Origin of the sequence: Xanthomonas maliensis, assembly GCF_009192945.1 — a bacterium.
In the GTDB taxonomy this organism is placed as follows: domain Bacteria; phylum Pseudomonadota; class Gammaproteobacteria; order Xanthomonadales; family Xanthomonadaceae; genus Xanthomonas; species Xanthomonas maliensis.
The window spans coordinates 15,033-35,493 of record NZ_NSET01000028.1 but is presented as its reverse complement, the minus strand read 5'-3'; the positions used below and the strand labels follow the sequence as shown (position 1 = coordinate 35,493).

The window sequence follows — 20,461 nt, the reverse complement described above, 5'->3', positions numbered from 1 at the left end:
GGAACCGCCCCGCCTCGCGTTTCCGCGCCGGCCCTAGATTTTTTTTGCGATCAGGTCCTTCATTGCCGCGTTGTCGGGCGCCACCTCGGCGTACACCCGTTTGAGCTGGGCGTTCTCGGCCTCGAGCTCCTTGACCCGCCGCAGCTCGGACGCCTCCAAGCCGCCGTACTTGCTCTTCCACTGGTAATAGGTCGCCGTGCTGATGCCGACTTGGCGACAGATGTCTTTGACTGGAACGCCTGCTTCGGCCTGCTTGAGCGTGGCGATGATCTGTGTCTCGGTGAACTTCGATGTGCGCATGGAACCTCCTGACTTGGGAACGATGCCAGAAAGATCTACTTATGCGGTGTCTGCGGATCGGGGGAGCTTACGGATTTTTCGACGTTTCCGGCGCAATTTCGGTGCTTATTCCCCTTGTGATGATTTTGGGTTTCTATATGCGATCTTCAGTGGCATTAATTGAAAATGGACCGGCTTCGTAGTGCAACAGACCCAGCCCGAAGGAGGCGTTACGACGATCGACGCCAACACCATTAGAGTCTGTAAATTGAACTGTGTAACGGCCCTTTGAGAAGATGCGGCATTAAGCCGGGAGGAGCTGTCGCATCAGCGCCGCAGAAGATGGCGCCGGATAAGTCCGGCGCCGCTTGGCCGACGACACGATCTGCGACGGTATCGGGCACAGGCACGCCCTCTCGGCAGGCGGGGAGCCGTCGGCGAGTCGACGCAGGGTGGGGCGGCAGTCGTTGCCAGATAGGCGTGACTGCCTCCGCGAGGCGTCGACAATTCGCCAGGTGTGCTCAGGCGGGGTCCTCAGCCCGCCCGCACCTGTCGCACGATCGCCGCTGCCTTGGCTGCGCTGTCCTTGACCTTGTCCCAGTGACCTTGCGCCAGCCAGTCCTTGGGCACCATCCATGAGCCGCCGATGCAGAGCACATTGGGCTGGGACAGGAATTCGGCGGCGTTGCTCTCGCTGATGCCGCCGGTGGGGCAGAGCTTGAGCTCGGCCAGGGGACCGGCCAGGCCCTTGAGCATCTGCAGGCCGCCGACGGCGGTGGCCGGGAACAGCTTGCAGACGCGGAAGCCCAGGCTCATCAAGCTCAGCAGTTCGGTCGGTGTGGCGGCGCCGGGTACCGCCGGGATCGGTGCATCGGCCAGCAGGCGCGCCAACGGCGCGGGAGTGCCCGGGGTGACCAGGAAATCAGCGCCTGCATCGATGGACTGACGCAATTGCAGTTCGCTGAGCACGGTGCCGGCGCCGATCTTGATGTCCGGCAGTTCGCGCTTGAGCATGGCCAGGGCGTCGATCGCCACCGGCGTACGCAGGGTCAGCTCGATGGCCGGCAGGCCGCCGGTGAGCAGGGCATCGGCCACGCGGCGTGCCTGGTCCAGCGTATCGACAGTCACCACCGGCAGGATGCCGGCGTCGCGCAGCAGCTGTTCGGCGGCGGCTTGGGTCTGGGCAATCGTCATTGCTACTCCTAAAGGCAGCGGCCGCCACGCGGCCGCGGGAAGGAAGGGTCAGGCGTCCTTGGATTCGTGCGGTGCGGCCGCGGCTGCGGCATCGGCGCCGAGTTCGTACTCGGCGTCGTAGCTCCACAGTGCGCCATCGGGGTGGGTAGGGCCGCAGGAAATCGAGATCGCGCCCTGGTCGGCCGGACCCACCACCTGCCGGTTGATGCCGAACAGGTTGCGGCCCAGATCGTTGCCGGCGACGGCGGTGTTCGGCGCCACCTCGCGCGATGCCCATTCTTCGGCCGAGACCAGCACTTCGAGGGTGCCGGCTTCGCCGTCGAGGCGGACGATATCGCCTTCGCGTACGCGCCCGATCGGACCGCCGCGTGCTGCCTCCGGGGTGACGTGGATGGCCGCGGGGAACTTGCCGGAGGCGCCGGACAGGCGACCGTCGGTGACCAGGGCGACACGCCGCCCCTGGTTCTGCAACAGGCCCAGCAACGGTGCCAGCGAATGCAGTTCCGGCATGCCGTTGGCGCGCGGGCCCTGGTAGCGCAGCACCACGACGAAGTCCTGCGGCAGCACGCCAGCAGCGTGCAGCTTGTTGAGCACTTGCGGGGCATCGATGACCACCGCCGGTGCCTCGATGCTGCGATGCTGTGGCTTGACTGCCGACAGCTTGATCAGCGACCGACCGAGGTTGCCGCGCAACAGCCGCAGGCCTCCCTGCGATTCGAACGCCTCGGCCACCGGTCGTGCCACGCTGTCGTCGGCGCTGGTGGCGGTGCCGGGCACGTAGACCAGCGCGCCGTCCTGCAGGCGCGGCTCGTTGACGTAGGCGCGCATGCCGCCCTCGACCACGGTCGGCAGGTCGTCGTGCATCAGCCCGGCATCCATCAGTTCGCGGAACACGAAGGCGGTGCCGCCGGCGGCCTGGAAGCGGTTCACGTCGGCTTCGCCGTTGGGATAGACGCGCGTCAGCAATGGCACGGTCTGCGAGATCAGGTCCATGTCGTCCCAGGTCAGCACGATGCCGGCTGCGCGCGCCACGGCGATCCAGTGGATGGTGTGGTTGGTGGAGCCGCCGGTGGCCATCAGGGCGACCACTGCGTTGACGATCGCGCGTTCGTCGATCAGCCGGCCGAATGGGCGGAAATCCTGACCCAGCGCGGAGATCGCCAGCGCCCGCTCGGTGCCGGCGCGGGTCAGCGCGGCGCGCAGCGGCTGCTCCGGATTGACGAACGAGGCGCCAGGCAATTGCACGCCCATCGCCTCCAACAACACCTGGTTGGAATTTGCGGTGCCATAGAAGGTGCAGGTGCCGGGCGAGTGGTAGGACGCGGCTTCGGCTTCCAGCAGTTCGGCGCGGGTGGCTTCGCCGGCGGCGTAGCGCTCGCGCACTTCGGCCTTTTGCTTGTTGGGAATGCCTGGCGCCATCGGGCCGGCCGGCATGAACACCGCCGGCAGGTGCCCAAAGGCGAGCGCGCCGATCAGCAGGCCCGGCACGATCTTGTCGCAGACGCCCAGGTAGACCACGGCGTCGAACATGTCGTGGCTGAGGCCGATCGCCGCGGCCTGGGCGATGTTGTCGCGCGAGAACAGCGACAGCTCCATGCCGGCGCGGCCCTGGGTGACGCCATCGCACATCGCCGGCACGCCACCGGCAACCTGAGCGGTGGCGCCGAGCGCGCGTGCGGTCTCGCGGATCAATTGCGGGTAATGCTCGAACGGCTGGTGCGCCGACAGCATGTCGTTGTAGGCAGTGATGATGCCCAGGTTCGGGGTGGCGGCGCCGCGCAGGCGGCTCTTGTCGACCGGCTCGGAGGCTGCAAAGCCATGGGCGAGATTGCCGCAGCTCAGGCGGCTGCGGAATGGCCCTTCGCGCAGGGCGGCATCGAGGCCAGCCAGGTAGGCGGCGCGCGAGGGGGCGCTGCGCTTGCGGATGCGGTCGGTGACGGCTTGGATGTTCGGATGCAGGCTCATTGGCTACCGGCTATGAGAAACGGGAGAAGGCATTGCGCGGCCCCGCCGCTGTGCGGCAGGACAGCGTAAAGACGTGCGGGAACGATGATCGTGTGCGGCGTCCGCTGGCCGCCGGCTGCAACGCAGTGCCGCAGGCGGCCGGGTGCATCTCACTGGCACCAGTGCACGCGCAACCGTGGCGTCCGCTGCAGGGCGACGCGGATCGGATACTCGTTGACATCCTCGCCGGCCAAGGCCGCCTGCAGGACGTCGAGCTTCTGCTTGCCACGCAGCAGCAGCAGGCGTTGCGGAATCGGCGCCAGGCCAGCCGGCGTCAAGGTGATCCGCAGCGGCCACTGGTTGGCACCGGGGCAACCGGTCGCGTCCAGCGACGCGTAGGGCTGCGGCGTGGCCAAGGCCTTGGGCAGTTCCGCCGATCCGGGAAACAGCGAGGCCGTATGGCCATCGCCGCCCATGCCCAGCACGGCCAGGCAGGCCGGCTCGGCATGGGTCGCCTGCAGATTGGCGGTATGCACGCATTCGGGGAGCTGCTTGCCCGGCCGCACCAGCGGAATGAACGTGGCTGCCGGTGCATGATCCAGGAAGCTGTGCTTCACCAGCCAGGCATTGCTGTCCTTGTCCTGCGGCGACAGCCAGCGCTCGTCGACCAGGCCGACCTCGACCCGCGACCAATCCAGCGAGCGATGCGCGAGCGATTCGTAGACCGGTGCAGGGGTGGTGCCACCGGACAGCAGCATGCGTGCCTGTCCGCGGCGCGAGATTTCCTGTTCGAGCAGCTCGGCCATTTCGCCGGCCACCGCTTCGGTCCACTCGGCCGGATCGTCGTAGCGCACCAGCGTGATGCGTGGGTCGTCCTGCAGGCTCATCGGCGTCCTCCTGGTGCGTCGCGTTCGGCATCCACGGCATAGGCGGCAGCGCCCAGCAGGCCAGCGTGCGGATGCATGACCGCCAGCGACGGCACCCGCGACATGATGGCCGAGAAGCGCCCCTTGTGTTCGAACCGCTGGCGAAAGCCGGAGTGCTGCAGCGAATCCAGCACCTTGGGCACCAGACCGCCGGTCAGGAACACGCCGTCCCAGGCACCCTGCATCAGCACCATGTCGCCGGCGATCGCGCCGAAGATGGCGCAGAACAGGTCGATGGTGCGGGCAGCGCGCGGATCGCCCGCAGCGGCGCGCGCGGTGATGTCCTTGGGCTGCAGCGGACCAGGATCGACACCGGCGATCTCGCTGAGCGCACGGTGGATGTTGACTAGCCCAGGGCCGCAGATCAGTCGCTCGTTGGACACCCGGCCGAACTGCTCGGACAGGATCTCCAGGATGCGGATCTCTTCCGGCGTGCCCGGCGGGAAGCTGACATGGCCGCCCTCGGTCTCCAGCGGATAGCAGCGCCCATTGCGAATGATCAGCCCGCCCACGCCCAGCCCGGTGCCCGGGCCGATCACACCGTAGTTGCGCGGTTGGTCGACCGGTGCCGGCCGCCAGCTGGCGCCGCCCACCTGCACCACGTCCTGTGGACGCAACAGGCTGATCGCCATCGCCTGGGCGGCGAAATCGTTGATCAAATGCAAGGTGCTGAAACCCAGCATGGTAGCGGTGCGGGTGCGCGAGATCACCCACGGATGGTTGGTGATGCGCGCCTCGTCGCCATCCACGCGACCGGCCACGGCGAACACGCCCTTGGTGGCCTGCACGCCGATCTGGTCGAGGTAGTAACGCGCAGCCTCGCCCAGCGAGGCGAACTCGACCACGGCGAATTCGCGCGAGGTGTCGTCCAGCAGCGGCACCGAGGCATTGACGTCGGCCAGCGCGAAGCGGGCATTGGTGCCGCCGATGTCAGCGACCAGGACCGGCTGGGACGGCGCACTCATGCGTTGCCTCCCTGGGCATCGATGGCCGGGGGCAGGAACGGTGTCGCCGACTCCGGGCCCCAGCTACCGGCCGGGTAGGGCTGCAGCGGCAGCTGCGCATCGCGCCAGGCATCGCTGACGCTGTCGATCCACGCCCAGGCCGCCTTGACCTCGTCGTCGCGCACGAACAGCGCCGGGTTGCCGTTGAAGGCATCCACGAACAGGCGTTCGTAGGCGATGCGGCGATGCAGGCCGGTGGGCACCGACAGCTCCAGCTCCAGCGGCTGCAATTCGATCGCGCCCCATTCCGGCCCGGCCAGGCTGCTCATCAGGCCGAGCTCGATGTTTTCCTGCGGCTGCAACTGGAAGGTCAGGCGATTGGGCACCGCGTTCTGGCGTGCGGGACGCTCGAATAGCCAGTGCGTGACCGGCTTGAGGGTGACCACGATGCGGGTGGAGCGTTCGGCCAGGCGTTTGCCGGTGCACAGATGGAAGGGCACGCCGGCCCAGCGCCAGTTGTCGATGTGCGCGGTGACGGCGACGAAGGTTTCCACGTCGCTGCCTTCCGGAGGATGGTAGGCCTGCGCCGGCTGGCCGTTGATGGTGCCGGCGGTGTAGCGGCCACGCACGCTGTCGTTGGCGGCCTGCTCGGCGGTCAGCGGACGCAGCGCGCGCAGCACCTTGACCTTCTCGTCGCGGATGCGGTCGGCTTCCAGTGAGGCTGGCGGCTCCATCGCCACCAGGCACAGCAGCTGCAGGATATGGCTCTGGACCATGTCGCGCAGGGCGCCGGAGCGAGCGTAGTAGGCGTCGCGACCGTCCACACCCTCGCTCTCGGCCACCAGGATCTGCACCGACTCAATGTAGTTGCGGTTCCACACCGCCTCCAACAGAGTGTTGCCGAAGCGCAGCGCCACCAGGTTCTGCACCGCCGCCTTGCCCAAGTAATGGTCCAGGCGGAACACGCGGTCTTCGTCGATCAAGGCGCCAATCGCCTGCACGATCTCGCGGGCGCTGTCCGAATCGTGACCGATCGGCTTTTCCAGCATCAGCCGATGCGGAGCGGCCAAGGCGCCGCCCTGTGCCAGGCCTTGGCAGGTGCTGATGTACAGACCCGGCGGAATCGCCAGGTAGCTGACGCAGCGGCCGCCGGTCAGCTCGCGGACAGCATTGGCGACCGACGCGGCATCGCGCAGGTCCACCGAACGATAGTCCACCCGTTGCAGGAAGGCCTGGATCTGCTCGCGCGTGGCGATCGGCAGCGCCTGGGTCAGGCGCGGCTGCAGCAGCTCGCGGAACGCCCCGGTATCGTGCGGGGACAGCGCCAGCGCGCGGATGCGGAAGTCCTCGGGCAGCAGACCATCGATGAACAGACGCAACAGCGAGGGGAATAGGTAGCGTTGGGCGAGGTCGCCGGTGGCGCCGAACAGGATCAGGGTGTTGTGCATGGACCGAGTTTCAGATTCTGGGGACATCGTTATCAACGGCTTGGCGGGAAGGCGCCGGGGGGCCGGCGGGCATTGGATCGGTGCTCGGCGCCTCTTGCATGCACGCGCCGCAGGATGGACGCTGGCGCCCAATCCCCGATTGTTGCAGCAAGTGGCGGCAAACGGTAAGCGTTTGCACGATATAGCTGGCCTGGTGCTCGGGCATGTCGCGCATCCTGCGCAATGGCCTTCACCCTGGAGGCGCGGGACGGAACCGATGGCGTCATGCTCCCTCCCGCGGCCGATGTTGCCATGTGAAAACGATTACATGTCAGAATAAACCAATGCATTCGTTTGCGGGGCGGTTCCCTGCAAGTGGTTGCCGCGTCATTGCCTCCGGGAGGGCCGAGGGCAGCGCGACTTTTACCTGTTGAGGCCGAACGATGGCGAAAGTGCAGTTGGAAGGTGTCCGCAAGGTCTACGAAAACGGCCAGGTAGCCGTGCAAGGGGCCAGCTTCGAGGTCGCCGACGGCGAGCTGATGGTGTTGGTCGGCCCGTCCGGCTGCGGCAAGTCGACCTTGCTGCGGATGATCGCCGGGCTGGAGGACATCAGCGCGGGCACCTTGCGCATCGGCGAGCGCGTGGTCAACGACGTGGCGCCCAAGGATCGCGACATCGCCATGGTGTTCCAGAGCTATGCGCTGTATCCGCACATGACCGTGGCCGAGAACCTGGCCTTCGGCCTGAAGCTGCGTGGCCATCCCAAGCAAGTCATCGCCGAGCGGGTCAACAATGCCGCTGAGCTGCTGGGGCTGACGCCGATGCTGGACAAGCTGCCCAAGGCGATGTCCGGTGGTCAGCGCCAGCGTGTGGCTCTGGGCCGGGCAATGGTGCGCGAGTCGTCGGTGTTCCTGCTCGACGAGCCGTTGTCCAACCTGGATGCCAAGCTGCGTCACAGCGTCCGGACCGAGATCGCCCAGCTGCATCGCAAGCTGGGCACCACCATGATCTACGTCACCCACGATCAGGTCGAGGCGATGACGCTGGGGCAGCGCATCGTGGTGCTGAAGGATGGCGTGATCCAGCAGATCGATAGCCCGATGGCCTTGTACGAGCGCCCGGCCAACCTGTTCGTGGCCGGCTTCCTGGGCAGCCCGGCGATGAATACCTTGCAGGGGCGGCTGGAAGAGGGTGATGGCCTGCGGCTGGTGCTGCCCAGTGGCGATGCACTGCCGCTTGGGCCGGCGCCGATCGATCGGCGCTGGCTGGGGCAGGAGGTAGTGATCGGGGTGCGCCCGGAGCATCTGCAGCCTTCGCAGGATCCGCAGCTGAGCTTCGAGGCGCGCATCGAGGTCATCGAGCCGGTCGGTAACGAGATCTTCCTCAACCTGGAGCGCGGTGGTGTGCCGCTGGTGATCCGGGTCGCTCCGCAATCTCTGCCAGGCGTGGGAGAGCCGCTGCGGCTGGCACTGCGCAGCGACGCGCTGCACGTCTTCGATCCCGCCAGTGGGCAGCGGTTGCAGCCGGCCTAACGCTCCAACCCCGGCAACAAGGTAACGGGTGCGGCGGCCTGGCCAGCCGCCGACAGCGCAAGGCCAGGCGTGATCGCCAGCTCCAACGGCAGCACCGCCAACGCCAACGGCCCGGCGCTGCTGACCACGCTGCCGATCTCGGCACCGTCCAGCGCCACCGGGTCGCCTGGCGCCGGCACGCCCTCGACCTGTAGCAACTGCAGGGCGCGTTTGGCCTTGCCGAGGAAATGGGTGCGCGCGACGATTTCCTGTCCGGGGTAGCAGCCCTTTTTGACGCTGACGGCCTGCAGTCGGTCCAGCGCCAGCTGCTGCGGGGTCCACTGTTCGCGCTGACTTTCGTCCAGCCGCGCCAGTCCCAGTCGCAGGTCGGCCTTTCGCCAATCCGCGTCCAGCACCGGCAACGCGATAGATGTGGTCAATGCAGCGGCGTCCACCACCTGCAAGCTGCGCGGCAGCTCGGCGCTTCCCATGTCCAGTTCGATGCCGGTGGCGGCCAGATCGGCCTGCGCGCCGCGCGCCCGCACCGGTGCCGCCAGGCGGCCCACGGTGGTCAGCGTCGGCAGCTGCACGGCCAGCTTGCGGCGGAACACGAACCGCTGCAGCTGCGCGGCGATCGCCGAAGCATTGCCGTCCGGCAGCAGCATCAGCAATTGCGCATCGTCCTCACGCAGCAGTGCGAAGATGGCGATCACGCGCCCCTTGGCGGTCAGCCACGCATTCCATTGCCATTGCCCCACCGTCAGCGGCAGCACGTCGTTGGCGAACTGGGCCTGCGCAAACGCAAGTGCATCCGTCCCGCTCAAGCGGACGTATTGCATGTCGAGCAGGGAGCCAGAACCCTGCGGAATAAGATTCAGGTTGTCAGCCACGGAAGGGGAGGACTAAAATCGCAGAGTTGTGAGACCACTATGATAGGCCATCCAACCCCCACGCCCGCGCAGGATTCCGAGACGCAGCCTTCTCCTCAGGAACACATTCCCGAGAAGAAGCCTCTGCCGACGGAGATCGGTGGGCGCGACGGCCCTGAGCCAACGCGCTATGGCGACTGGGAAAAAAACGGACGCTGCATCGATTTTTGAGCAGCTTTTAGCCACAGCGGCCTAGTGCCGCCCAGCCGAGAAAACGAGCCCAGCGAATGGCGATCCGCGAACGTCCACTTTCCCCGCACCTGCAGGTGTATCGCTGGCAGATACAGATGGTGACCTCGATCCTGAATCGAGCCACCGGCATCGTCCTGTCTGTCGGTGCCCTGTTGATTGCCGCTGCCTTGCTCACCCTGATGCTTGGTCCGGACCACTGGAACTGCTTCCGCGAACATGCCGCGGCCTGGTACGGGCAGGTCTTCCTGTTCGGCTGGACCTGGTGCTTCGCCTTCCACCTGTTCGGTGGCTTGCGCCATATCCTGCAGGATTTTGGCCAGGGCTACGCCGTGCGTTCCTTTGTCAGCCTCGGCTGGTTGTCGGTGGTCCTGAGCCTGGTGCTCACCGCGGCCATCTGGGCGTATGTGCTGCTGGCCGGAGGTGCTGCATGAGCCGTTTCCGTACACCGCTGAAGAACGTGCGTGGCCTGGGTGCCGCCAAGACCGGCACCGAGCACTTCGTGATCCAGCGCCTGACCGCCACCGCACTGGTGCCGTTGTCGATCTGGTTCCTGGTGTTCGTGCTGAGCCTGATCGGCGCCGACTATGCCGCTGCGACCGCCGCCGTGGCCAAGCCGTGGAATGCGGTCCTGCTGGTCGGTTTCCTCATCGCCAGCTTCTGGCACGCGCAGCTGGGCATGCAGGTGGTGCTGGAAGACTACGTGCACAACTCCTTGCTCGCCCTTGCGGCGCAGACCCTCGTGCGCTTCGTCGCCGTGCTGGGCGCCATTGTCAGCGTGTTTGCCGTGGCGCGTATCGCGCTGGGCATGAGCTGAGCCGCCAGCGTCCAAACAGGAATCCATAATTCGATGTCCGCTTACAAGATCACTGAACACAAGTACGACATGGTCGTCGTCGGCGCCGGCGGCGCCGGGCTGCGCGCCACCTTCGGCCTGGCCCAGAAGGGCCTGCAGACGGTCTGCCTGACCAAGGTCTTCCCGACGCGTTCGCACACGGTGGCTGCGCAGGGCGGTATCTCCGCTGCGCTCGGCAACATGGGCGAAGACGATTGGCGTTACCACTTTTACGACACCATCAAGGGCTCGGACTGGCTGGGCGACCAGGACGCCATCGAGTACATGTGCCGCGAGGCCATTCCCGCCATCATCGAGCTGGAACACTACGGCGTGCCGTTCTCGCGCACCGAAGACGGCAAGATCTACCAGCGTCCGTTCGGCGGCATGACCACCAAATACGGCGAAGGCCCGTCCGCGCAGCGCACCTGCGCCGCGGCCGACCGCACCGGTCACGCCATGCTGCATACGCTGTATCAGCAGTCGCTGGCGCATAACGCCCGCTTCATGATCGAGTACTTCGCGCTCGACCTGATCTTCGATGAAGAAGGCGTGTGCCGCGGCGTGCTCGCGCTGGACATGGCCGAAGGTTCGCTGCACCTGTTCCGCGCCCATGGCGTGGTGCTGGCCACCGGCGGTTATGGCCGCGCCTACTTCAGCGCCACCTCCGCCCACACCTGCACCGGTGACGGCGGCGGCCTGGTCATGCGCGCCGGCCTGCCGATGCAGGACATGGAGTTCGTGCAGTTCCATCCCACCGGCATCTACGGCGCGGGCTGCCTGATCACCGAGGGTGTGCGTGGCGAAGGCGGCATCCTGCGCAACAGCAACGGCGAGCGCTTCATGGAGCGCTATGCCCCGCATTACAAGGATCTGGCCTCGCGCGACGTGGTGTCGCGTTCGATGACCATCGAGATCCGCGAAGGCCGCGGCGTCGGCGAGCACAAGGACCACATCCTGCTCGACCTGACCCACCTGGGCCCGGAAGTGATCAACGACAAGCTGCCGGGTATCGCCGAAAGTGCGCATATCTTCGCCGGTGTCGACGTCGCCAAGCAGCCGATCCCGGTGCTGCCGACCGTGCACTACAACATGGGCGGTATCCCCACCAACTACCACGGCGAAGTCGTGCGCAAGCAGGGCGACAACCCGGATGCGGTGGTGCCTGGCCTGTACGCGATCGGCGAAGCCGCCTGCGTGTCGGTGCATGGCGCCAACCGCCTGGGTTCCAACTCGCTGCTGGACCTGGTGGTGTTCGGTCGCGCCGTCGCCAACCGCTGCGCCGAGACCATCAAGACCAATCAGCCGCACAAGCCGCTGCCGTCTGATGCCTGCGATAAGGCGCTGGGCCTGCTGGACAAGTTGCGTCATGCCAACGGCTCCACGCCGACGGCGGTGATTCGCGACAACATGCAACGCACCATGCAGTCCGATGCGGCCGTGTTCCGCACCAGCAAGACGCTGAAGGAAGGCGTGGACAAGATGGCGGAGATCTTCGCCACGTTCGAAGACGTCAAGGTGTCGGACCGTTCGCTGGTGTGGAACTCGGATCTGATCGAGACCTACGAGCTGAACAACCTGTTGCTCAACGCCGTGGCGACGATCAACTCGGCCGAGCAGCGCAAGGAAAGCCGCGGTGCGCATGCGCACGAGGACTTCCCCGACCGCGACGACGAGAACTGGCAGAAGCACACCCTGGTCACCGTCGACGACAAGGGCCAGTGCAGCTTCGATTACCGCCCGGTCCACATGTACACGTTGAGCAAGGAAGTGGACGTCGTTCCACCGAAGCCGCGCGTCTACTGACCAGAGCCGGGATTGGACGCGGTGGAGCGGGGATGCGATGCAGTGCATCCCCACTTCCGCCTGATCGCCAATCCCTAATCCCCAATCCCGGATTTAAAAGCCATGGCAGAGTTCACCCTCCCCAAGAATTCCAAGATCGGCAAGGGCAAGCATTACCCTGCCAAGGGCGCCAAGAACACGCGCACCTTCAAGGTCTACCGTTGGGACCCGGATGTCGACGCGAATCCGCGCACCGATAGCTACGAAATCGATCTGGACAAGTGCGGGCCGATGGTCCTGGACGCGCTGATCAAGATCAAGAACGAGATCGACCCCACGCTGACCTTCCGCCGTTCCTGCCGCGAAGGCATCTGCGGCTCGTGCGCGATGAACATCGACGGTACCAATACCTTGGCCTGCACCAAGGCGATCGCCGCCTGCGGCAAGGCCGAAGTGCCGATCTATCCGCTGCCGCACATGAGCGTGATCAAGGACCTGGTGCCGGACCTGACGCATTTCTATGCGCAGTACGCCTCGATCAAACCGTGGATCCGCACCCAGACCCCGCCGCCGCCGGATCGCGAGCGGCTACAGTCGCCGGAAGACCGCAAGAAGCTCGATGGCCTGTACGAGTGCATCCTGTGCGCCTGCTGCTCGACCAGCTGCCCGAGCTACTGGTGGAACGGCGAGCGCTACCTGGGGCCGGCGATCCTGCTGCAGGCCTACCGCTGGATCATCGATTCCCGCGATGAGGACACCGGTGCGCGCTTGGACGACCTCGAGGACCCGTTCAAGCTCTACCGTTGCCACACCATCATGAATTGCGCGCGGACCTGCCCGAAGGGTCTGAATCCGGCGCTGGCGATCGCCGAGATCAAGAAGTTGATGATGGCTCGCCGCGCCTGAGGTTGGCGATGCCGCCCCCGCGCGGGGTGGCGAGTGTGATCGCAGCGGCACCGGCCGACAGGTCAGGTGCCGCTGTCGTTTCTGGCGTGCCGGTCGGCGCGTGGAGGTGGACGATGGACGAAGCAACCCAATTGAAGAAGCTGCGCTGGCGTTGCCGGCGCGGCATGCGCGAACTCGACCAGTTGTTCGGGCGCTATCTGGAGCGGCGCTGGGCGCAGGCTTCCGAGTCCGAGCGCGCGGTTTTCCTACAGCTGCTGGATTGCGAAGACGATAAGTTGTGGCGGTGGTTCATGGGATACGAGACCTGTCCGGATGCCGCCAATGCCGCCCTCATCGCCGATATTCGCGCCTTGCCGGCTTGACTGGCGGCCCTCGCGCTGGCTCGCCGGTGCGCTGGGCCTGTTGATGAGCGCCGCAATCTGGGCGGTCTGGCAGGCCGGCGCGCCGCCGTGGTTGGCAGCGCTGCTCAGCGGCTATGCCCTGATCGCCGGGTGCTGGGCGTTGCGGACCGGGCTGGCGGCACCGGCCAGGCACATCGTCATTCCCTGGAGCGATGCGCCGGCCAGCGTGGACGGGATCGCGGTGGACGCCCTGCAGGTGCACTGGCGCGGCCCGATCGCGCTGCTTGCCTGGCGGACGCCGGAGGGGCGCCATGCCTGCCTGCACTTCTGGCCGGACGTGCTGCCGCCAGCCGGGCGACGTGAACTGCGTCTGGCCGCACAGGCACGCGCCATTTCGTCCCGACGCTCGCTAGTGGCACCATAGCGTCCCTTTTCCGGTTGAACCGCATGTTCAAACCTATCCCGGTCGCCATTGGCCTGCGCTATCTGCGGGCCAAGCGGCGCAATGGCTTTATCTCCTTCATTTCGATGGCCTCCATCCTCGGCATCGCGCTGGGTGTGACCGTGCTGATCACCACCTTGGCGGTCATGAGCGGCTTTCAGAAGGAAATCCGCGACCGTCTGCTGCAGATGGCTGCCCATGCCACCGTCAGCGCCGAGGGCGCGCCGATGCACGATTGGCGGCATGCGGTCGAGGTCGCTATGGCCGATCCGCGTGTGGCCGGCGCGGCGCCCTACATCGAAACCGAATCCCTGCTGCAGGGTCCGCGCAAGCAGCCGGCCATCGTGCGCGGGGTGATTCCTGCCGAGGAAGCCAAGGTGTCGGTGCTGGCCAAGAAGATGAAGCGCGGCTCGGTCGACAGCCTCACGCCCGGCTCGTACAACATCGTCATCGGCCAGGAACTGGCGCTCTGGCTGGGCGTGGATGTCGGCGACAGTATCGTGGTGCTGCTCAGCGACACCCAGGCCACGCCGCTGGGCGCGATGCCGAGGCTCAAGCGCTTCACCGTCAGCGGTGTGTTCGAGGCCGGCTATAACGAGATCGACCGCGGGCTGGCCGTCGTCAACATGGACGATCTGGCGCGGGTCCTGCGCATGGATGGCGTGACCGGCGTGCGCCTGCGCCTGCACGACATGGATCAGGCCTGGACGGTCGCGCGCGACTTGGCGCTGAAATTGCACGGACCGTATCGCGTCAGCGACTGGACGCAGGAAAACGCCAACCTCTACCACTCCTTGAAGATGGAAAAGACGGTGATGGGCATCCTGCTGTCGCTGATCGTGGCGATGGGCGCTTTCAACCTGGTGTCCTCGCAGGTGATGCTGGTCACCGACAAGCAGGCCGACATCGCCATCTTGCGCACCTTGGGGCTGTCGCCGGCCGGCGTGATGCAGGTGTTCATGGTGCAGGGCTCGTTGATTGGTTTCATGGGCACGTTGATGGGCGTGGTCGGCGGCATCGTGCTGACTCTGAACCTGGAGCGCATCCTCGGCGTGATCGAAGCGGTGTTCAACGTCAAGCTGCTGCCAGAGGACGTCTACTACATCACCGGCCTGCCTACCGACATGCAACCCCAGGACGTGGTGGTGATCACCGTGGTCGCCCTGGTGATGAGCTTCTTGGCCACGCTGTATCCGGCCTGGCGCGCCTCGCGCACCCAACCTGCGGAGGCGCTGCGCTATGAGTAAGCCCGACCCGAATCTGACCCCGCAGGACAACACTAAGCCGGTGATCCTGGCCGAACGCCTGGGCAAAACCTACGCCGAAGGCAAGATGCGCACGCCGGTCTTCGACGGTCTGGACCTGTCGGTGGCCACCGGTGAGACCGTGGCGATCGTCGGCGCTTCCGGTGCCGGCAAGAGTACCTTGCTGCATCTGCTCGGTGGCCTGGATGTGCCGACTGCCGGCGAGGTCTATGTCGCCGGTCGGCGCATGTCCGCGTTGTCGGATAGCGAACGTGGCCGCCTGCGCAATCAGGCCCTGGGTTTCGTCTACCAGTTCCATCATCTGCTACCGGAATTCACCGCGTTGGAAAACGTGATGATGCCGGTGCTGCTGGCCGGCGACGAAGTGGCAGCGGCACGCGGGCGCGCCCTGCAATTGCTGGAATCGGTGGGGTTGGGTCACCGCATCGAACACAAGCCAGGTGAATTGTCCGGTGGCGAACGTCAGCGCTGTGCAGTGGCGCGTGCCCTGGTGAATCGTCCAGGTTGTGTGCTGGGCGACGAGCCCACCGGCAATCTCGACGACAAGACTGCCGGGACCGTGTTCGAGTTGATGCTGGAACTCAACCGGGCCCAGCGCACCAGCCTGGTACTGGTCACTCACGACCGCAGTCTGGCGCGTCGTCTGGATCGCGTGCTGGAGCTTCACCAGGGCAAGCTGCGCGAACTGGCGCCGTCGGCGGTCTGATCGTCGGCGTGGTGGGGTCGGCGGCCCACGCTGCTGCGTATGCAGCGGTCTCGGCGCGCTGGCATTGCACAGGCGTTGCTCTTCGGCAGGCGAACGGCGTCGTGCCTGGATCGCGCGTGTACATGCGGGGGCCGGCACTGCAGGCGCCCAGAGGGCGGGTGTCTGCGCCCAGCCTGCAGGTCGGCATGCGTTGCAGGCGGCGGGGTAGGGCAACTATCGAAGAGATGTTGCCGGTGCGCCCGCACCTGCGTTTGGTGGCGCCGGGCAAGGGGCTCGATGCGCTCGCGTAGCGCCGTTGATCAGGTGCGCGCTCTCGCCGTCGATGCATCGCAGAGGACTGCACATGCCGGCTGGCGACAGCCGCCTCGTGGAGGTGGCCGTCGCTGTCCAGCGGACACCGGCGGCCACCTGTCACGATTGCGTCAGGGAATCAGGCGTTGCGCGCGCAAGCGGGTAAACAACTCCAGGAAGCTGGCACGGCTGTCGTAGAAGTCGAGAAAGCCCAACGCACGGCTCTTGGTCATGTCGTTGACGCATTCGATCTCGCGCCCGAGATCTGCGTCGGTATGCCACCAGGAGGCCAGGCGATCGACATCGTGTTCCACCAGTCCATGCTGTTCGGCCAGTTCCTTCCACAGCGCCGGTGCGGTGTCCGCCAGCCGTTCCTCCAACGGCGCGCGCGTTGCCGGGAGCGGCGCAGCTTCCAAACCGAAGAAGTCGGCGATCTCGCGCCACATCCAGCGCCAGCGGAAGACGTCGCCGTTGACGGTATTGAAGGCCTGATTGCGCGCGGCAGGATTGCTGCCGGCCCAGGCAAGATGGCGGCCGAGCAGGCCGGCATCGGTGACGTCGGTCAGGCTGTTCCATTGTGCCTGCGAGCCCGGGAACACAAATGGCTGTCCGGTGTGTTTGCACAGGCTGGCGTACACCGCCAGGGTGGTGCCCATGTTCATCGCGTTGCTGCCATTGGCGCTGCCGATCATCGTATGTGCGCGATGCACGCTCCAGCCGAAGCCGTGGCGCTCGGCATGGGCGAACAGCAGATCTTCCAGGGTGTAGTAGAAGTTCTCTCCCGGCTGTCGCGGCTCGCTTTCACGAAAGGGCGTTTCTGCCTTGCCGCTGCCGTAGTTCTCGAACGCGCCCAGATAGTGCTTGGTCCCCGTGACCAGCGCCATGTGCTGCAGCGGCGCGTCGCGCAGCGCGTCGCACAGGTGCTGCAGCATCGCACCATTGGCCTGGATGTTTTCGCGTTCGCTGTCGCGCCGCGTCCAGGCGCAGAAGAACACATGCGTGATGGGCAGGCCACGCAGGGCCTGTTCGCTGGCGGCGGCGTCGAGCAGATCGACTGCCACCGGCAGCACGCCGGCATGCGGCTGCGGCCGACGTGCTAGTCCGTAGACGGTCCAGCCGTCGGCCAGCAGGACGTTGGCGAGGTTGTAACCGGAAATGCCGGTAATTCCGACGATAAGAGCGACGCCTTTGCGCATCGGAGGACTCCTGAAGAACCAGCGCATCAGCCTAGCCGTGTGGGGATGAATCTGAGGCGATGATGGGGCATTGCTGTGTAGAGCGCTGGTGGGCGGCTTCGGAGGTGATGGTCGAGCGCAGTGACGAGTGCTGGCATTGCCCTGCGCTTGGCGCGACAAAGTCCTACCCACTACTGCGCACTCGCCTGCTGTCGCGGTGCCTGGGCTCCCGGTAGCGTGATCCGTGTGGCAGGGAAGCAGCGGGGACGCGATGGAGCGCACGGCAACGGCGACGGCAGTGGCACACGACGGCACGGTGCAACACGTGCCGGCCGCTGCCGTCGCCGCCGCCATGCTGGTCGGTGTGGTCGGCGTGCTGTGGTTGCCGCGGCTGCCACCCGTGGCAGTTCTGTTGGGGTGTGCCGCGCTGGCGCTGATCGGCGCGATTGCTGCCGTCTGTTGGCGTCGATCGCGTGTTGCACTGATAGTGATCGCGTGTCTGGCAGGGATCGCGCATGCCGGTTGGCAAGCACGCCAGACCTTGCGCGCGCAGCTGCAGCCCGCTGCGGAGGGCAGGGAGTTCGTCGTGCGTGGCCAGGTCATCGGTCTGCCGCAGGCCGAGCCGCGGCGCACGCGGTTCCAACTGCGTATCGACGATACCGTGGATCAACCACCCGCCTTACGCGGCCGCCTGTTGCAGGTGTCCTGGTACGACGACTTCGACGCGCAGCAGATCGGCCCGCGGAGTGCTCTGCGGGCCGGGGCACATTGGCAGTTCCGGCTCAAGCTGCGCGCGCCGCGGGGGCTGCGCAACCCCGGCGGGTTTGACGCCGAGCGCCAGGCATTGGCGATCGGTACCGTCGCCAGTGGCTATGTCCGCGTCCCCACGAGCGCACGGGCGTCGCGTCCACCACACGGGATCGATGCCTGGCGCGAGCGCATGTCGCAACGGATTGCCGAGCAGGTGACCGGACCGGCCTCGCCCTATCTTCGGGCGCTGGCCCTGGGCGATACGCGTGGTCTGGACGACGCGTCGTGGAACACCCTGCGCGCCACCGGGCTCAGTCACCTGATCGCGATCTCTGGGTTCCACGTCGGCCTGGTCGCCGCTTTTTTTGCAATGCTGGTCGCCTGTGTCTGGCGCTGCCTGCCGCGCCTGGGCACGTGGCTGCCCAGGCTGCATGCGTCGGCACTCACCGCGATGCTGGCCGCCTCGGGCTATGCCGTGGTCGCCGGACTCGCGTTGCCGACGGTACGCACCGTGTTGATGATTGCCGTGGTCGCGTTGGCCCGTATCGCACGGCGGCGTGCCAGCACCGTGCACATTCTTGCGCTGGCATTGTTGGCGGTGCTGATCTGGGATCCGTTGAGCGTACTGGTCGCTGGATTCTGGTTGAGTTTCGCCGGCGTGGCCTGGCTGGTCTGGTGCCTGCCCGCAGACGATACGTCCATGCTGCGGGGCTTTCTGTCAGCGCAGGCGGTCGCCACGATTGGCTTGTTGCCGTTGACGGTCAGTCTGTTCGGCCAGGCGTCGCTGGTGGGGCCACTGGCCAATTTGCTGGCTATTCCGTGGTGGACCTTGGTCGTGGTCCCACTGGCGCTATTGGGAACCGGTCTTGAGGCGATCCTGCCGGGCACCGGGGTGTGGGCCTGGCAACTGGCCGGCTGGTGTTTCGAACTGTCCTGGCCGGGGTTCGTCTGGCTGGCGCAGTCGCCTGCCGCGTTGTGGTGGGTGCCTGAGGCCGATGGGCCGGCGCTGCTGGCGGCGTTGTTCGGGGCATTTTGGCTGCTGATGCCGCGCGGGACGCCGTGCAGGCCCTTGGCGTTGCTGCTGTGGCTGCCGCTGTTGTGGCCGGATCGGGCCCTGCCGGCGATGGGCGAGGCCGACGTCCAGGTGCTCGACGTCGGGCAGGGGCTGGCGGTCCTGGTACGGACCCAGCGCCATGCCATCCTGGTGGATACCGGCCCGGCCGTACGCGATGGCTTTGATGCCGGCGAACGCGTGGTCGTGCCGGCGCTGCGGGCACTGGGTGTTCGTCGGCTCGATGCGATCGTGCTGAGCCACGCCGATGCCGACCATGCGGGAGGTTATGCATCGGTCCGCGCAGCCTTGCCGTCGCAAGCGACGTTCGCACCCCCGATGGCGCCGCTGGATGTCAGTCAGCGCTGTCATGCCGGTACGCAGTGGGAGTGGGACGAGGTGCGCTTTCGCTTTCTGCATCCGATCGCAGATTTTCCTTACTTGCGGAATCAGTCCAGTTGCGTGCTGCGGGTGGAGACCCGTCATGGCAGCGTGTTGCTACCGGGCGATATCGGAGAGATCGTCGAGCGGCGCTTGTTGGGGGCTGCGCCGGCAGACCTGCGCGCCGATGTGGTGCTCGTGCCCCATCATGGCAGTGCGGATGGCTCCTATCCTCGCTTCGTTCAGGCCGCCGGCGCTCGGCTGGCGGTGGTATCGGCGGGGGATGGCAACCGTTTCGGGCATCCACGCGCCGACGTCGTGCGGCGATGGCAGCACGCCGGCGCCGAGGTACTGAACACGGCAGATGTCGGCGCGATCCGGATCTGGCTGGGACGCGACGGTCTCCAGGTCCGCGAACGGCGACGCTGGCAGGCGCGGCTGTGGGATGCTGCGGAACGGCGGCGGTCGGCTGCTATCCTATCGCCCAGCGAATAGGCGGCCCTGTTGCCGGAGGACTCACATCGTGTTGGAGCTGGTCAAGGCAGGCGGTTGGCCCATGGCGCCGTTGCTGCTGTTGGGCGTCATCGCCCTGGCGATCGTGCTGGAGCGTTTGTGGGCCCTGCGTCGCAACGAGGTGGCCCCGCCCGGGCTGGGCGAGGAGGTCCGCAACTGGGCCGCGCGTGGCAAGCTCGATCCCAGCCATATCGAGTCGCTGCGGCGCAATTCGCCGTTGGGCGCCTTGCTGGCGGCGGCGCTGGAGGTGCGTGAACGCCCGCGCGAATTGATCCGCGAGCGCATCGAAGACACCGGCCGCCATCTGGTGCACCGGATGGAGCGCTTCCTCAATGCCTTGGGCACCATCGCGTCGGCCGGCCCGCTGTTGGGCTTGCTGGGTACGGTGGTCGGCATGATCCAGATGTTCCTGGGCATCCTCGACCATGGCGTGGGCGATGTGAACCAACTGGCCGGCGGCATCGGCAAGGCCCTGGTGTGCACCGCCACCGGCATGATCATCGCCGTGCCCGCGCTGATGGCGCATCGCTTCTTCAAGGGGCGCATCGCCGGATACGTGATCGAGATGGAGCAGGAGGCCACGTTGTTGCTGGACACCCTGGACGGCCGCGGCCCGGTACCGGCAGCGGTAGCCGCCCCCCCCAGCGCCGCGCCGGCGATGGCGAAGGGTTGAACGG

At 66.5% G+C, this 20,461-nt stretch carries 18 protein-coding genes and 2 pseudogenes; 12 read left to right on the top strand and 8 right to left on the bottom strand.

Translation table 11 applies throughout. The features are described 5' to 3' along the window. The 6 genes and pseudogenes from CKY51_RS09680 to zwf all read right to left on the bottom strand — a co-directional run. Window positions 1-300: pseudogene (locus CKY51_RS09680) on the bottom strand (transposase); the annotation flags it as partial. Between the two features lie 513 nt (window positions 301-813). Further along, window positions 814-1,473 (bottom strand): bifunctional 4-hydroxy-2-oxoglutarate aldolase/2-dehydro-3-deoxy-phosphogluconate aldolase, encoded by a 660-nt coding sequence (locus CKY51_RS09675; RefSeq protein WP_022974231.1) that lies wholly within the window; start codon window positions 1,471-1,473, stop codon window positions 814-816. 48 nt (window positions 1,474-1,521) lie between these two features. Next, window positions 1,522-3,438 (bottom strand): phosphogluconate dehydratase, encoded by a 1,917-nt coding sequence (gene edd, locus CKY51_RS09670; RefSeq protein WP_022974230.1) that lies wholly within the window; start codon window positions 3,436-3,438, stop codon window positions 1,522-1,524. A gap of 149 nt (window positions 3,439-3,587) precedes the next feature. Then, entirely contained in the window at window positions 3,588-4,304 is a 717-nt protein-coding gene (pgl, locus tag CKY51_RS09665) for a 6-phosphogluconolactonase (RefSeq protein ID WP_022974229.1), read from the bottom strand. Continuing rightward, a complete protein-coding gene (gene glk / locus CKY51_RS09660) occupies window positions 4,301-5,308 on the bottom strand; it encodes a glucokinase (RefSeq protein WP_022974228.1) in 1,008 nt (335 codons plus the stop codon). Before glk ends, pgl begins: the two co-directional genes overlap by 4 nt. Beyond that, window positions 5,305-6,735 carry a glucose-6-phosphate dehydrogenase gene (gene zwf / locus CKY51_RS09655; RefSeq protein ID WP_022974227.1) on the bottom strand — a complete coding sequence of 477 codons (1,431 nt, stop codon included), beginning with the start codon at window positions 6,733-6,735 and terminating at the stop codon, window positions 5,305-5,307. The genes glk and zwf overlap by 4 nt, the downstream gene beginning before the upstream one ends. Window positions 6,736-7,157: 422 nt before the next feature. Here zwf and CKY51_RS09650 point away from each other — a divergent pair, with 422 nt between their 5' ends. Next, the gene (locus CKY51_RS09650) at window positions 7,158-8,246 is read left to right on the top strand and encodes an ABC transporter ATP-binding protein (protein WP_022974226.1); all 1,089 of its coding nucleotides are present in this window, start codon (window positions 7,158-7,160) and stop codon (window positions 8,244-8,246) included. Here the strand turns inward: CKY51_RS09650 and ygfZ are convergent. Continuing rightward, the gene (gene ygfZ / locus CKY51_RS09645) at window positions 8,243-9,115 is read right to left on the bottom strand and encodes a CAF17-like 4Fe-4S cluster assembly/insertion protein YgfZ (RefSeq protein WP_031340769.1); all 873 of its coding nucleotides are present in this window, start codon (window positions 9,113-9,115) and stop codon (window positions 8,243-8,245) included. The genes CKY51_RS09650 and ygfZ overlap by 4 nt on opposite strands. Before the next feature lie 39 nt (window positions 9,116-9,154). Here ygfZ and CKY51_RS22665 point away from each other — a divergent pair, with 39 nt between their 5' ends. The 9 genes from CKY51_RS22665 to lolD all read left to right on the top strand — a co-directional run bounded on the left by CKY51_RS22665 (window position 9,155) and on the right by lolD (window position 15,623). After that, the gene (locus CKY51_RS22665) at window positions 9,155-9,325 is read left to right on the top strand and encodes a DUF1674 domain-containing protein (RefSeq protein ID WP_170292311.1); all 171 of its coding nucleotides are present in this window, start codon (window positions 9,155-9,157) and stop codon (window positions 9,323-9,325) included. A gap of 56 nt (window positions 9,326-9,381) precedes the next feature. After that, window positions 9,382-9,777: a succinate dehydrogenase, cytochrome b556 subunit gene (sdhC, locus tag CKY51_RS09635; protein ID WP_152249156.1), complete on the top strand. Its 396-nt coding sequence runs from the start codon at window positions 9,382-9,384 to the stop codon at window positions 9,775-9,777. Next, the gene (sdhD, locus tag CKY51_RS09630; protein ID WP_022974223.1) at window positions 9,774-10,160 is read left to right on the top strand and encodes a succinate dehydrogenase, hydrophobic membrane anchor protein; all 387 of its coding nucleotides are present in this window, start codon (window positions 9,774-9,776) and stop codon (window positions 10,158-10,160) included. Before sdhC ends, sdhD begins: the two co-directional genes overlap by 4 nt. Before the next feature lie 33 nt (window positions 10,161-10,193). Further along, window positions 10,194-11,984: a succinate dehydrogenase flavoprotein subunit gene (gene sdhA / locus CKY51_RS09625; protein ID WP_152249155.1), complete on the top strand. Its 1,791-nt coding sequence runs from the start codon at window positions 10,194-10,196 to the stop codon at window positions 11,982-11,984. A 102-nt stretch (window positions 11,985-12,086) separates the two neighbouring features. Then, window positions 12,087-12,869, top strand: coding sequence for a succinate dehydrogenase iron-sulfur subunit (locus CKY51_RS09620; RefSeq protein WP_152249154.1), 783 nt, complete (start codon window positions 12,087-12,089; stop codon window positions 12,867-12,869). A 113-nt stretch (window positions 12,870-12,982) separates the two neighbouring features. Beyond that, on the top strand, window positions 12,983-13,231 hold the full coding sequence (locus CKY51_RS09615) for an FAD assembly factor SdhE (protein ID WP_031340766.1): 249 nt from the start codon (window positions 12,983-12,985) through the stop codon (window positions 13,229-13,231). Further along, window positions 13,182-13,634, top strand: a complete 453-nt coding sequence (locus CKY51_RS09610; protein WP_031340764.1) for a hypothetical protein — start codon at window positions 13,182-13,184, stop codon at window positions 13,632-13,634. The genes CKY51_RS09615 and CKY51_RS09610 overlap by 50 nt, the downstream gene beginning before the upstream one ends. Window positions 13,635-13,657: 23 nt before the next feature. Continuing rightward, on the top strand, window positions 13,658-14,899 hold the full coding sequence (locus CKY51_RS09605) for a lipoprotein-releasing ABC transporter permease subunit (RefSeq protein WP_031340763.1): 1,242 nt from the start codon (window positions 13,658-13,660) through the stop codon (window positions 14,897-14,899). Then, complete coding sequence (gene lolD / locus CKY51_RS09600) at window positions 14,892-15,623, top strand: lipoprotein-releasing ABC transporter ATP-binding protein LolD (protein ID WP_031340762.1); 732 nt, start codon at window positions 14,892-14,894, stop codon at window positions 15,621-15,623. The genes CKY51_RS09605 and lolD overlap by 8 nt, the downstream gene beginning before the upstream one ends. A gap of 422 nt (window positions 15,624-16,045) precedes the next feature. On the opposite strand, the gene CKY51_RS09595 is transcribed toward lolD, so the two are convergent. Then, entirely contained in the window at window positions 16,046-17,110 is a 1,065-nt protein-coding gene (locus CKY51_RS09595) for an SDR family oxidoreductase (RefSeq protein WP_022974216.1), read from the bottom strand. A 250-nt stretch (window positions 17,111-17,360) separates the two neighbouring features. Here CKY51_RS09595 and CKY51_RS09590 point away from each other — a divergent pair. Beyond that, window positions 17,361-19,901, top strand: a pseudogene (locus CKY51_RS09590) (DNA internalization-related competence protein ComEC/Rec2); the annotation flags it as partial. Beyond that, window positions 19,795-20,457 carry a MotA/TolQ/ExbB proton channel family protein gene (locus CKY51_RS09585; protein WP_022974214.1) on the top strand — a complete coding sequence of 221 codons (663 nt, stop codon included), beginning with the start codon at window positions 19,795-19,797 and terminating at the stop codon, window positions 20,455-20,457. The pseudogene CKY51_RS09590 and the gene CKY51_RS09585, both read left to right, overlap by 107 nt. Window positions 20,458-20,461: the final 4 nt, after the last annotated feature.